General features: G+C 72.8%; 12 protein-coding genes. 6 read left to right on the forward strand and 6 right to left on the reverse strand.

All coding sequences use genetic code 11. The annotated features are described in order from the left end of the window. Positions 1-229 precede the first annotated feature (229 nt). The 4 genes from AC27LF_RS00005 to AC27LF_RS00020 all read right to left on the reverse strand — a co-directional run bounded on the left by AC27LF_RS00005 (position 230) and on the right by AC27LF_RS00020 (position 3288). On the reverse strand, positions 230-1333 hold the full coding sequence (locus AC27LF_RS00005; RefSeq protein ID WP_479660488.1) for an ATP-grasp domain-containing protein: 1104 nt from the start codon (positions 1331-1333) through the stop codon (positions 230-232). Between the two features lie 304 nt (positions 1334-1637). Then, complete coding sequence (locus tag AC27LF_RS00010; RefSeq protein ID WP_479660489.1) at positions 1638-1865, reverse strand: hypothetical protein; 228 nt, start codon at positions 1863-1865, stop codon at positions 1638-1640. A 185-nt stretch (positions 1866-2050) separates the two neighbouring features. Continuing rightward, positions 2051-2599 (reverse strand): M48 family metalloprotease, encoded by a 549-nt coding sequence (locus tag AC27LF_RS00015; protein ID WP_479660552.1) that lies wholly within the window; start codon positions 2597-2599, stop codon positions 2051-2053. A gap of 32 nt (positions 2600-2631) precedes the next feature. After that, positions 2632-3288: a helix-turn-helix domain-containing protein gene (locus AC27LF_RS00020; protein ID WP_479660490.1), complete on the reverse strand. Its 657-nt coding sequence runs from the start codon at positions 3286-3288 to the stop codon at positions 2632-2634. Positions 3289-3520: 232 nt separating this feature from the next. Between AC27LF_RS00020 and AC27LF_RS00025 the strand changes: the two genes are divergently transcribed. Next, complete coding sequence (locus tag AC27LF_RS00025) at positions 3521-4192, forward strand: MmyB family transcriptional regulator (RefSeq protein WP_479660491.1); 672 nt, start codon at positions 3521-3523, stop codon at positions 4190-4192. Between the two features lie 245 nt (positions 4193-4437). Here AC27LF_RS00025 and AC27LF_RS00030 read toward each other — a convergent pair whose 3' ends face one another. Beyond that, positions 4438-5220: a cache domain-containing protein gene (locus AC27LF_RS00030; protein ID WP_479660492.1), complete on the reverse strand. Its 783-nt coding sequence runs from the start codon at positions 5218-5220 to the stop codon at positions 4438-4440. Positions 5221-5253: 33 nt separating this feature from the next. Then, positions 5254-6012: a FadR/GntR family transcriptional regulator gene (locus AC27LF_RS00035; protein WP_479660493.1), complete on the reverse strand. Its 759-nt coding sequence runs from the start codon at positions 6010-6012 to the stop codon at positions 5254-5256. Between the two features lie 95 nt (positions 6013-6107). Between AC27LF_RS00035 and AC27LF_RS00040 the strand changes: the two genes are divergently transcribed. From AC27LF_RS00040 to AC27LF_RS00060, 5 genes are all read left to right on the forward strand, one after another. Then, entirely contained in the window at positions 6108-7145 is a 1038-nt protein-coding gene (locus tag AC27LF_RS00040; protein WP_479660494.1) for an ABC transporter ATP-binding protein, read from the forward strand. A gap of 25 nt (positions 7146-7170) precedes the next feature. After that, complete coding sequence (locus AC27LF_RS00045) at positions 7171-8370, forward strand: ABC transporter substrate-binding protein (RefSeq protein ID WP_479660495.1); 1200 nt, start codon at positions 7171-7173, stop codon at positions 8368-8370. Positions 8371-8374: 4 nt separating this feature from the next. Then, positions 8375-9280, forward strand: coding sequence for an ABC transporter permease (locus AC27LF_RS00050; protein ID WP_479660496.1), 906 nt, complete (start codon positions 8375-8377; stop codon positions 9278-9280). Between the two features lie 10 nt (positions 9281-9290). Continuing rightward, complete coding sequence (locus tag AC27LF_RS00055; protein ID WP_479660497.1) at positions 9291-10106, forward strand: ABC transporter permease; 816 nt, start codon at positions 9291-9293, stop codon at positions 10104-10106. An 865-nt stretch (positions 10107-10971) separates the two neighbouring features. Beyond that, positions 10972-11970 (forward strand): LacI family DNA-binding transcriptional regulator, encoded by a 999-nt coding sequence (locus AC27LF_RS00060; RefSeq protein ID WP_404032719.1) that lies wholly within the window; start codon positions 10972-10974, stop codon positions 11968-11970. Positions 11971-11994: the final 24 nt, after the last annotated feature.

Here is an 11994-nt window from a genome sequence, read left to right on the forward strand (position 1 = left end):
GCAAGGGGCGCGGGGAACTGCGCGAGCAACCACAACTCACCCGCAGCCGTCCGACATCCCTGCCCCCCGGTTGGCCGACGCGTTTGCGCACACGGCCGCAGGTTGCCGACGAGGCCCAGCGCCCCGCAGGGGGGGCGCGAGCAACCACAACCCACCCGCAGCCGCCGAACCGCGCCAACACCCCCACTTCCGGCGCACTACCCGCGCCGCCCCCGCCCCGCAGGGACGGTCAGCCCAACGGCAGCACCACAGCCGCCGAAACCGCCGGAGGCAACGGTGAGGTCTCCTCCGGCCGCGGCCGGTCGACCGGAACGGCCCGCACCGGACGCGGCCCCGACACCACCGTGTAGTCCTGCCCGAGGAACGGCGGCACGATCTGCCCGGGGTCCTCCCCGAGCGCCAACTGCACCGCCGCCCAGGGGGCGTTGATGCCGCACAGGGACAGCTGGTACAGGCCGCCCGCGGGCCGTGTGTTGACGTCGAGCAGCACCGGCCGGTCGCCGTACATCCGGAACTGGATGTTGGACAGATGGTGCAGCCCGAAGCCCTCGGCGATCAGCCGGGCCGGCTCCAGCCACTGCTCGTGGAGCGTGAACCCGCGGCGGCGGCCGTTCTTGGTGCGGCCGACGGCCAGCCGGACGCGGTTGTCCGGCCCGGTCAGGCAGTCCACGGACACCTCCGGCTGCTCAAGGCGCGGCATCACCAGCCAGTCCACCGGATGGTCGGCCCGGCGGAGCGCGGAAACGACCAGGTCCAGCTGGACGTAGGGACCGGGGAACCCGCCGAGGTGCAGCAGCGAGAAGGGGCTGCGGGTGATCACACGGAAGCCCACCCCACCGGCGCCGGAGGCCGGTTTGAAGCATGCCGTGTGCCCGCCCGCCTCCAACTCCTCGACGGCGGCGATGAGTTCGTCGGCCGTCCGGACCCGCTGGAACGGCGGCACCGGCACCCCCACCGAGCGGACCGCCTCGTACGCGGTCGCCTTGTCCTCGAAGACGGCGATCGCCTGCGGGGTCGGCGCCAGCAGCGCCGTGCCGGCCGCCTCGAACTCGCCGCGGTGCGCGACGACGGCCGCCTGGTGCAGCCGGGGCACGAACACGTCGATGCCACGCCGGGCGCACTGGTCCAGCGCGTACTCGACATACCCGGCAGGCGACAGGCCCTCGGGTTCCAGGTCGGCGGTGTCGGCGGCGGCGAGCACGGGGGAGTCGGCGTCCCCGTGGGTGGCGTGGATCTCGACCGCGCGGTCGCTCGGGTTTCTGCGCAGCTGATCCATGAAGAACACGTTCTCCGCGTACGTGCGGTTGAGCCAGACGCGTACGCGAGAGAGCATGCAGGCCGCCTTTCGGGGTTTTCGGGCAGGGCGCAGCCGCCCGTGCCCGGGCAAGGTGGTGGGAGGGACACCGAACCGCCCGTGCTGAGGGAGATCGGGACGGTGGTGTTGGGGCGATCATACGGCTTTCCGGAGGCCCGTCTGCAACGTGCGTGTTACGGATTCCCCCCTGCCGGGTGTCGGTTCTTGCGCAACGCGGATCCCGCCGTCCGGACGCCCGCCGCCGGCCCTGCGTCCGGACGGCGGGCGGTGTCACCGGAGCGCCCGCCGCGCCGCGACCCGCGCGGCGCGGCGGCGCCGCCGCTCAGGGCCGCGGGCACCAGGTGTGCAGCAGCCGGAAGAACGCCTCCTCGTTGCCGGCGAGTCCCGCGTCCGTCAGGGCCTGTTCCGCCTCGGCGAGCGCCTGGGGCGGGACCAGGAACGGCCCGCCGCCGTCCGGTGGGCCGTCGAAGGCGGCGCGCACCGTATGGAGCAGCCGGAGATAGGACTGTACGGCGGTACGCTCGCGGTCGGTCAGTACGGCGGTGGTCATCGGTCGGCTCTCCCCGGGTCGGCTCTGCGGTCACGCGCCGGGACGGCGCGTACGCCGCGCGTGGCGGCGGCGCACCTCCAGCTTGCCGTCCGCCACTGACAACGCCGTCCGTCCACACCCGTTGTCGCCCGCTCGGCCGAGCCGGAACCCGCTGGGACCGCCGCGTGCCGTGCGGCGGGGCGGTCTCAGCCCTGGGGGCCGCGGTAGCCCAGGGACGCCTCGATCCGGCCCGCCAGATGGTCGCGTTGCGCGGGGCCGCGCAGCGCCGAACCCGTCAGCCACGTACGGCACTTGCTGGCCAGGAGCAGGCCGAAGGTCTCGGCCTCGCGCTCGTCGTGGAGGTCGAAGCGGGTGCGTGCGGCGACCCGGTGCACCGCCGCCTGGAGGGCGGCCCGGCCGGTGTCGCCGGCGCCGTCGCCGAGCAGCCGCGCGGTCACGGCCGCGCCGCCGACCTGATGGCCGCGGTGCCCGGCCTGCATGTGCCACAGCTCGTGGCCGAGAATCACCAACTGGTGGTCGGGCGCGGTGCGTTCCTCGACCACGATGAGGTCCTGGTCCGTCATGTCCAGCCACAGCCCGCTGGCCGTCCCGGTCGGGAAGACGGCCGTACGGAAGTGGACGGGACGGCCGCGGCGGCGGCTCATCGCGTCGCACAGGGCGGTGTAGAGATCCCGCGGACGGGCAGGCGTGGGCAGTGTCAGTTCTCCGAGCAGCGCCCCGCACAGCCGTCGCATGTCCTTGCCGATGCCCACGTTCCTCCCCCGGCTCACGACTCGGGCCGCTTGACGCTCTCCAGGAGCATGTCCAGCCACTCGGCGACCTTGTCCCGGTGCTGGTCGGTGGGCAGCTGCGCGGCGCGCCAGGCGATGCCCCGCACCCCGTGGTCCTGCAGCAGCCGTTCCAAGGGGTCCGCGGCGGCCTCGGCCGCCGCCCGCTCGCGGTCGGCGAGCTTTTGCAGCAGTTCCTGCTCGGTGCGCTGGAGGGCGCCCGCGACGGCCTCGGGGTCCTCCGCGGTGAGGAATCCGGCGTGCACGCGGAAGAAGCGCTGGAGGGCGTCGCAGTGCTCCATGGTGGGCCGGCGGTCGCCGTTGATGAGGGCGCCGGCCTGCTGCCGGGACATGCCGGCGCCGTCGGCGATCTCCTGCTGGGTGTACTTGCGTCCGTTGGGTTTGAGCCGGGTGCGGCGCAACAGGTCAAGGCGTTGCAGAAAGCGGGCCTGCACATCGGGTTCGCCCGCGGACCTGCCGCTCAGCAGGGCCCTGACGACGGGCTCGGGGACGCCGCAGGCGACGGAGAGCCGCGGGGCGTCGAAGACGTCGGGGTGCGGCACGCCGAGCCGGTCGGCGAGCGCGGTGACGCGGGCGACGACGGCCGGCAGCTGGGCGGTCGCCGCGGCGCCCGGATCCTCGTAGCCATCCGTCACCGACAGAACTCCTACGTCTCTCAAGGGATTCAGTGCCCTGCCACCAGAGATTGCCGTGAACTTCCCGGAGGGTAGCCCGTGCCTCGAACCCACATCCAGGTCTCGCCACAACTGTGGCCAATTTCAGCCGTCAACGGCCCCGAAATGCCACGATAGTTGACATGACTGTCGTCGGGGCAGCAGGATCACCTCGCCGCGTGAAGGCCGCATAGGCAAGAGGGGTGACCTCCCGATGGCATATCAGGCAGGTGGGCAGCGGCCGGCGCCGCGGCCGGTCCCCGAGGGCCGCGAGGCCCAGGCGTACCTCCAGGACTACGCCACGCTCCTCGAATCCGTGCCGTTCCCGTCCCTCGTCGCCGACCACCGCTGGGACGTGGTCCTCACCAACGGCGCGTTCGAGACGCTGTTCCGCGGGATCGGCCCGCATCCCACGGCCATGCCCGGTGACAACTTCCTCCGCTTCGTCCTGTTCCACCCCGACGCGGGCACGGTCCTCAGGGACCACGAGTCGAGCTGGGCCCTGCCGATGCTGGCCCACTTCAAGTGCGCCCTGGAGCGGTACGCCCACGACCACGGACTCCAGGCGGTCCGCCGGGAGATCGCCCAGGACCCGATCATGGAGGCGGCCTTCCGGCAGGGCCTGCCGCACTGGATCCGCGCGGTCGGCGAGGGCGCGGCCGAGCACGACGGCGCCGTCCGTCCGCTGCTGCACCCGGACCCGCGCTGGGGTGCCACCGACTGCCGGATCGTGATCGACACCCCGAAGACCCTTGGGGACCTCGGCTACCTCCGTCTCACGCTCGTGCTGCGCGACCCCCGCCGCCCCGCGGTCACCGCGCGCCGCCCGCGCCGCGCCCCCGGCACGGCCACCCATCTGACCGTCGTACCCACCCCGGAGCCCTGACCCGGCACCGCCGGCGTTCAGGTCGCCGACGGCGCCGGGCGGGTCCGCCGCGCGCCGGCTGAGCGCTCCGCCGGATGTACCGCGGCGCGCCGTCGCTCGTCCGCGGCACCGTCGTGGCCGGCCGGTCCCCGAGTTCTCGACTTCGCTCGCACAGGGGGACCCCCATCGCGGCGGGGCCGTATATCGATACGGTCCCGCGCCCCTTCGGGCCGCTGTCGAACCGCGGCGTACGTCACCGGACCCGCTCACCCCGCCGCCACGACCAGCACCAGCGGGACGTCACGGCAGGGCACCAGCCGCCGCCCGCCGGACCGCTCGGCTCGCGCCCGCTTGAGGACGGCCGCGAAGTCGGGCCCCCTGGTGAGCGATCCGGCCAGATGGGCCGGGTCCGCGGAGGCCGCCACCCGGCCGCGGGCGTTCACCAGATGGGCGGGGCCGGGCAGCCGGCGCAACAGGGGCAGCGCGGCGGCCTCGAAGTCACGCAGGCGGACATCGGCCGCGGCCACACCCGTGAACCGGCCGGCCACCCTGACCGGCGCGGACAGGGTGAGGATGTACTCGGCGGAGCAGAGGTAGTCGACATACGGCCCGACCACGGCCCGCAGCCCCGTGTCCCGGGGCAGCGCGAACCAGTCCCAGTGCGTGTAGTCCGCGTACGCCGACCGCTCGGGATCGAGCAGCGGCGCGAGCGGCCGTACGTCCCCCTCGGCGCTGGTCTGCCACCACTCAAGCCAGGCCGGTACGTCGGCCAGCAGGCCCGGCGCGGCGATGAAGCCGCTGCCGCAGACCAACTCCTGCCGGGCGAGCCGCAGATGCAGTCCCGGCCGCAGGGCGGCCAGATCGGCGGAGCCCGGCGGCCGGCCCCGCGCGGCGACGCTGGTCAGCAACTCGGCCGTGTCGGCGCGGGTCTGCGCGACGGCGTCGAAGACCGCCTCCAGTACGGCGCCCACCCGGGCCGCGACCCGTTCCTCCGCCCGCGCGTCGAGCGTGGCGGGCGCGGCGCCGACGGGTCCGTGGCTGCTGCGCATGGCGCCCTCCAGCGGACGGGGACCGGCGGGTCCCTACAGGGTGAGCCGCACCGCGATCAGCCGCGCCGTCGACTCCTGCACGCACCGCTCGGCCAGCGAACCGGCCGAGGCGTGCGCCCCATCCTGCACGGCCGCGATCACACGGAGTTGACGGTCTGCGACTTCTTCACGATATTCGTCGTCCCCGAGCACGAGACAGAGCAGCGCACCGACCTCCGTCTGCAGGGCGACCTGCTCCCGGGTGAGGCGGGCGGACTGGGCCGCCGCCGCGAGTTCCACATGGAAGCGGCCGTACACCCGGCTGCGGGCCGCCGGGTCCGCGGCCTGGGCCAGTTCCCCGGCGGTGCGGCGCAGCGGGGCCAGGTCGTCCGGCTCGGTGCGCCGCGCCGCGAGCCCGGCCGCCGCGCCGGACAGCGCCGCCCAGTGGTCGCCGAGATCGCGCAGTTCCTCCGTGCTCCAGCCGCGCAGCCGGGCCCGGAGCCGGTCCGCGCCGGGGAGTTCGGGCAGCGAGACGAAGCTGCCGCCGCCACGGCCCCGCCGGGTGGTGACCAGGCCCTGCTGGCGCAGCGCCATCAGCGCCTCCCGCAGCGTCACCGTGGACACCCCGAGCCGGCCGGCCAGTTCGCTCTCGCCGGGCAACTGCTCCCCGTCGGCGAGCAGTCCGAGTTCTATGGCGTCACCGAGCCGGTGCACGACCGCGTCGACCCGTGCCCGGCTGCCCACCGGGGCGAAGACGGCCCGGCGGGCGCCGCCGCCGTACCTCTGCTGTTTCACGGTCACCACCCTGCGCATTGACCCAGGCTTTACCCCGAGGCGGTCTTGAGCTTTGAACTATGACTTCATATGTTTCTGGGCAACGACCGCGAGCGCCAGAAAGGTTCCCGCCCATGGAGGGAAGCGCGATCCGGCTGCAGGGACTGCGGAAGTCCTTCGGCGAGACGACCGCCGTGGCCGGGATCGACCTGGAGGTCAGGGAAGGGGAGTTCTTCTCGATGCTCGGCCCGTCCGGCTCGGGCAAGACGACGGTCCTGCGGCTCGTGGCCGGCTTCGAGACCCCGACCGAGGGCCGGATCGAACTGGCCGGTCAGGAGGTCACCGGCCGCGCCCCCTTCGAGCGGGACGTGCACACCGTCTTCCAGGACTACGCCCTCTTCCCGCACATGACGGTCGAACAGAACGTCGCCTACGCCCTCAAGATACGCAAGGTACCCAAGGCCGAACGCCTCGTGCGGGCCCGCAAGGCGCTCGCCGAGGTCCGCCTGGACGGCTACGGCAAGCGGCGTCCCGGCCGGCTCTCCGGCGGCCAGCGCCAGCGCGTCGCGCTCGCCCGCGCCCTGGTGGGCCGGCCCCGCGTGCTGCTGCTCGACGAGCCCCTGGGCGCCCTCGACCGCACACTGCGCGAGCAGATGCAGGCCGAACTCAAGGCGCTGCAACGGGAGGTGGGCATCACCTTCGTCTTCGTCACCCACGACCAGCAGGAGGCCCTGGCGATCAGCGACCGCATCGCCGTCTTCCACCAGGGCCGCGTCGAACAGGTCGGCACCCCCGCCGAGATCTACGAACGCCCCGCCACCCCGTTCGTCGCCTCCTTCGTCGGCACCTCCAACCTGCTCGCAGGCGAGGCGGCCCAGCGCGTCGTCGGCACCCCCGGCACCTACAGCATCCGCCCCGAGAAGATCCGCCTGCTGAAGGAGTCCGCCGTCGCCGACGAACCCGGGCACGCCACCACCACCGGCACCGTCGCCGAGGTCGTCTACCTGGGCGACACCACCCGCTTCCTGGTCGACCTCGACGCCGGCGGCCGGCTCACCGTGCTCCAGCAGAACCTTCAGACCACCGCCGAGGACGTGGCCGCCCACCGCGGCGCCCGGGTCCGCCTCCAGTGGCACAGGCGCCACACGGTCCACGTGCCCGCCCCCCGTTGAAACCGCCCGACGTAGGGAGAACCGCGTGCGCCCCATCCGAACCCTCCAGACGACGGCCACCGCCGCGCTGCTCCTGGCCGTCACCGCCTGCGGCTCCTCCGGCTCCGGCGGCGGCCGGGCGTCCGGCGGCCTCAACCCGCCCGACCTGAAGGCGCCGACGAAGCTCGGCGCGAGCGAGGGCAGCGTCAATCTGATCGCCTGGGCCGGCTATGTGGAGGACGGCTCCAACGACCCGAAGGCCGACTGGGTCAGCGGCTTCGAGAAGGAGACGGGCTGCCAGGTCCACTCCAAAGTGGCCGCCAGTTCGGACGAGATGGTCAAACTGATGAAGACGGGGGAGTACGACGCGGTCTCGGCCTCGGGCGACGCGTCCCTGCGCCTCATCGCCTCCGGGGACGCCGCCCCCGTCAACACCGCCCTTGTGCCGAACTACAAGGACGTCTTCGCCGACCTGAAGACGCAGCCATGGAACTCCGTCGACGGCAGGGCCTACGGCATCCCGCACGGCCGGGGCGCCAACCTCCTCATGTACAACACGCGGAAGGTCACCCCCGCACCGACATCCTGGGCCGCCGTCTTCGACGACGCCGGCCGCCACAAGGGCCACGTCACGGCCTACGACTCGCCGATCTACATCGCCGACGCCGCGCTCTATCTCAAGGCCACCCGGCCCGAGTTGGGCATCAAGGACCCCTACGCGCTCGACCAGAAGCAGTTCGACGCCGCCGTCGCGCTGCTGAAGAAGCAGAACGCAGACATCGGCGAGTACTGGAGCGACTACCTCAAGGAGGTCTCCGCCTTCAAGAGCGGCGACTCCGTCGTCGGCACCACCTGGCAGGTCATCGCCAACCTCGCCGCCGATGAGGGCGCCGCGGTCAAGGCCGTCGTACCGAAGGAGGGTTCGACCGGCTGGTCGGACACCTGGATGGTCTCCGCCAAGGCCAAGCACCCCGACTGCGCCTACAAGTGGCTCGACTGGATCGTCTCGCCGAAGGTCAACGCCCAGGTCGCCGAGTACTTCGGGGAGGCACCCGCCAACGCCAGGGCCTGCGCCGAGACCACCGACAAGAACTTCTGCACCATCTACCACGCGGCCGACACGGCCTACTGGAAGCGGATCGCCTTCTGGAACACGCCCATCGAGCAGTGCCTCGACGGCCGCACCGACGTGACATGCGTGCCCTACGCCCGGTGGGTCCAGGCGTGGACCGAGATCAAGGGCTGACGCCATGACCGCCGTCGCGCAGGGCACCGGGCGCGGCACCCCGGACCCCGGACCGCTCGGGCGGCTCGCCGGGGCGCTGCACCGCCGCCCCCGCCTCCGGCTCGCCCTGCTGCTCAGCGCCCCGCTGCTGTGGCTGGCCGTGCTCTACCTCGGCTCGCTGGCCGTGCTGTTCGTCTCCGCGTTCTGGACGACGGACTCCTTCACCTCCGAGGTGGTGAAGGTCTGGTCGACCGACACCTTCCGCACGCTGCTGACCACCCCCGTCTACCGGCAGGTGGTCCTGCGCAGCATCGGCGTGGCCCTCGCGGTCACCGCCCTGTGCGCGGTGATCGCCTTCCCGGTCGCCTTCTACACCGCACGGGTCGCCCGCCCGCGCCTGCGCCCGCTGCTCGTCGTCGCCATCCTCACCCCGCTGTGGGCGAGTTACCTGGTCAAGGTGTACGCCTGGCGGCTGATCCTGTCCCAGGGCGGGCTCGCCGACTGGATGCTGGCGCCGTTCGGGCTCGGCGGGCCCGGGTTCGGACTCCCGGCCACCGTGCTGACCCTCACCTACCTCTGGCTGCCGTACATGATCCTGCCCGTCCACACGGCGCTGGCCCGGCTGCCCGACCAACTGCTCGACGCCTCCGCCGACCTCGGGGCACGCCCGGGGCGCACCTTCCGCTCCGTGGTGCTGCCGATGGTGCTGCCGTCGGTCGCCGCCGGATCGGTGTTCACCTTCTCGCTCAGCCTCGGCGACTACATCACCGTGCAGATCGTCGGCGGCAAGACCCAGCTGATCGGCAACCTCGTCTACTCCAACATCGAACTGAACCTGCCCATGGCCGCCGCGCTCGGCACCGTCCCCGTCGTCGTCATCGTGCTGTACCTGCTGGCGATGCGCCGCACCGGCGCGCTGAGCAGCCTGTAGAGGAGCCGCCGTGCAACTCTCCCGTACCGCGCGGATCGCGCTGCGCGTCGCCGCCGGGTTCGGCTTCGCCGTCGTCTATGTGCCCCTGCTGCTGGTCCTCGTCAACTCGCTGAACCCGGACCGCAGCGCGAGCTGGCCGCCGCCCGGGCTGACCGGCCGCTGGTGGTCGGCCGCCTGGCACAACGCGGGGGCGCGCGCGGCGCTGTGGGTGTCCGTCAAGGCGGGCCTCGGGGCCACGGCCGTCGCGCTGGTGCTGGGCACGCTGATCGCCTTCGCGGTGGCCCGCCACCGGTTCTTCGGGCGGGACACCGTCTCCTTCGTGGTCGTCCTGCCGATCGCGCTGCCCGGCATCGTCACCGGCATCGCGCTCAACTCGGCTTTCGGTACGGTCCTCGAACCGCTGGGCGTGGGGCTCGGACTGTTCACCGTGGTCGTCGGGCACGCCACCTTCTGCATCGTGATCGTCTTCAACAACGTCGTCGCCCGGCTGCGGCGCACCTCCGCCGTGTACGAGGAGGCGGCGATGGACCTGGGCGCGCACACCTTCCGCGCGTTCCTCGACGTCACCTTTCCGCTGGTGCGCTCCGCGCTGTTCGCGGGCGGGCTGCTCGCCTTCGCGCTCTCCTTCGACGAGATCGTGGTCACCACCTTCACCGCGGGGCCCGGTATCCAGACCCTGCCCCTGTGGATCTTCGAGAACATGACCAGGCCGCAGCAGGCACCGGTGGTCAACGTGGTGGCGGCGGTGCTCGTCCTGCTCTCGGTGATCCCGATCTACCTGGCTCAACGCCTGTCATCGGACACGGCGACCGAGAGCCGGATCTAGTTGCCGCCAAGCGCTCCGCTGGACATGCCGTGATATGCCGTCGGTCGTCTACGGCGCCGTCGTGGCTGGTCGCGCAGTTCCCCGCGCCCCTTCGGGGCGCTGTCGAACCGCAGCGGACCTTACTGGACCTGCTTGGCGGCGGAGAGTGCCGTCCCCGCCGGCCCCGGCCGCGCTCCGCTGGACATGCCGCGCTATGCCGTCGGTCGTCTACGGCGCCGTTGTGGCTGGTCGCGCTGTTCCCCGCGCCCCTTCGGGGCGCTGTCGAACCGCAGCGGACCTTACTGGACCTGCTTGGCGGCGGAGAGTGCCGTCCCCGCCGGCCCCGGCCGCGCACCGCGCACTTCGGCCGCGCACCGGCGCGGCACCGCGTAGGGCCACCTCCCGTTCCGCGCAGGCCCGCGTCACCGCCCCTCCGCGCGCAGGAACCGAACCTTCCACGGCGGTCCCACCCGGCGGGGCGCTGCGCAAGCCGGACGTGAAGCGGGTCCGTGGCGGCCATGACGGCGACGAGTGCGATCACAGGCCCGGGACGGGCGGAGAACGCCGGAAACCCCTGGACCTCGCGGAACCGCCTGGCCCCTCCAGAACCGCCTGGCCCCCTGACGCCTGGCGAGCCCCGGCAACGGCGGCAACCCCGGTAATTCCCAGGACCCCGGGCACCCCGGGAACGGCCGGAACCCCGGCAATCCTCAGGACTCCGGGCACCCCGGGCACCCCGGGCACCCCGGGAACGGCCAGAACCCCGGCAACCCCCAGAACTCCCGGGAGCACCGGGGACCGTCGGCGAGGCGGGGCAGCATGCGCGGGGTGTTCCCGCAGGTCTCCTACGCAAGCGGCTTGCGTAGCTTGCGCTAGGCTTGCGGGTATGACGCGACGACTTGCGGAAGTGGCCAAGAAGGTCGGGGTCAGCGAGGCCACGGTCAGCCGGGTGCTCAACGGCAAGCCCGGAGTCTCCGAGGCCACCCGGCAGGCGGTGCTGTCCGCCCTCGACGTCCTCGGCTACGAGCGGCCCACCCAACTGCGCGGTGAGCGGGCCCGGCTCGTCGGCCTCGTCCTGCCCGAGCTGCAGAACCCCATCTTCCCGGCGTTCGCCGAGGCCATCGGGGGCGCGCTGGCCCAGCTCGGGCTCACCCCGGTGCTGTGCACCCAGACCAAGGGCGGGGTCTCCGAGGCGGACTACGTCGAACTGCTGCTGCAACAGCAGGTCTCCGGCGTGGTCTTCGCCGGCGGCCTGTACGCGCAGGCGGACGCGCCGCACGACCACTACCGGCAGCTCGCCGACCGCAACATCCCGGTGGTGCTCGTCAACGCGGCCATCGACGACCTCGGTTTCCCGGGCGTGTCGTGCGACGACGCGGTCGCCGTGGAGCAGGCATGGCGGCACCTGGCCTCCCTCGGGCACGAGCGGATCGGCCTGGTGCTCGGGCCGGGCGACCACGTTCCCTCGGCGCGCAAGCTCGCGGCGGCCCGCGCCCTCGCGGGCGGGCTGCCCGACGCCCACGTGGCCCGGGCGATCTTCTCCATCGAGGGCGGCCACGCGGCCGGGGCCAAGCTGATCGACCGCGGGGTCACCGGCTTCATCTGCGCCAGCGACCCGCTCGCGCTGGGCGTCGTACGGGCCGCCCGGCGCAAGGGGCTCGACGTGCCCGCACAGGTCTCCGTCGTGGGCTACGACGACTCCGCGCTGATGAACTGCACGGAACCGCCGCTCACCACGGTCCGCCAGCCCATCGAGTCGATGGGCCGGGCCGCGGTCGAGCTGCTCAACGCGCAGATCGGCGGCACCTCCGTACCGGCCGACGAGCTGCTGTTCGAGCCGGAGCTGGTGGTCCGCGGCTCCACCGCGCAAGCACCGCGTGCCTGAGATCCAGTAGATCCCATCGACTGT

It is taken from the genome of Streptomyces diversicolor, assembly GCF_057537855.1.

Excerpts from the sequence above, each read along its gene's own strand:
- AC27LF_RS00005 (WP_479660488.1), bottom strand. The coding sequence starts at position 1,333 with ATGCTCTCTCGCGTACGCGTCTGGCTCAACCGCACGTACGCGGAGAAC.
- AC27LF_RS00010 (WP_479660489.1), bottom strand. The coding sequence starts at position 1,865 with ATGACCACCGCCGTACTGACCGACCGCGAGCGTACCGCCGTACAGTCC.
- AC27LF_RS00015 (WP_479660552.1), bottom strand. The coding sequence starts at position 2,599 with ATGCGACGGCTGTGCGGGGCGCTGCTCGGAGAACTGACACTGCCCACG.
- AC27LF_RS00025 (WP_479660491.1), top strand. The coding sequence starts at position 3,521 with ATGGCATATCAGGCAGGTGGGCAGCGGCCGGCGCCGCGGCCGGTCCCC.
- AC27LF_RS00030 (WP_479660492.1), bottom strand. The coding sequence starts at position 5,220 with ATGCGCAGCAGCCACGGACCCGTCGGCGCCGCGCCCGCCACGCTCGAC.
- AC27LF_RS00035 (WP_479660493.1), bottom strand. The coding sequence starts at position 6,012 with ATGCGCAGGGTGGTGACCGTGAAACAGCAGAGGTACGGCGGCGGCGCC.
- AC27LF_RS00040 (WP_479660494.1), top strand. The coding sequence starts at position 6,108 with ATGGAGGGAAGCGCGATCCGGCTGCAGGGACTGCGGAAGTCCTTCGGC.
- AC27LF_RS00050 (WP_479660496.1), top strand. The coding sequence starts at position 8,375 with ATGACCGCCGTCGCGCAGGGCACCGGGCGCGGCACCCCGGACCCCGGA.
- AC27LF_RS00060 (WP_404032719.1), top strand. The coding sequence starts at position 10,972 with ATGACGCGACGACTTGCGGAAGTGGCCAAGAAGGTCGGGGTCAGCGAG.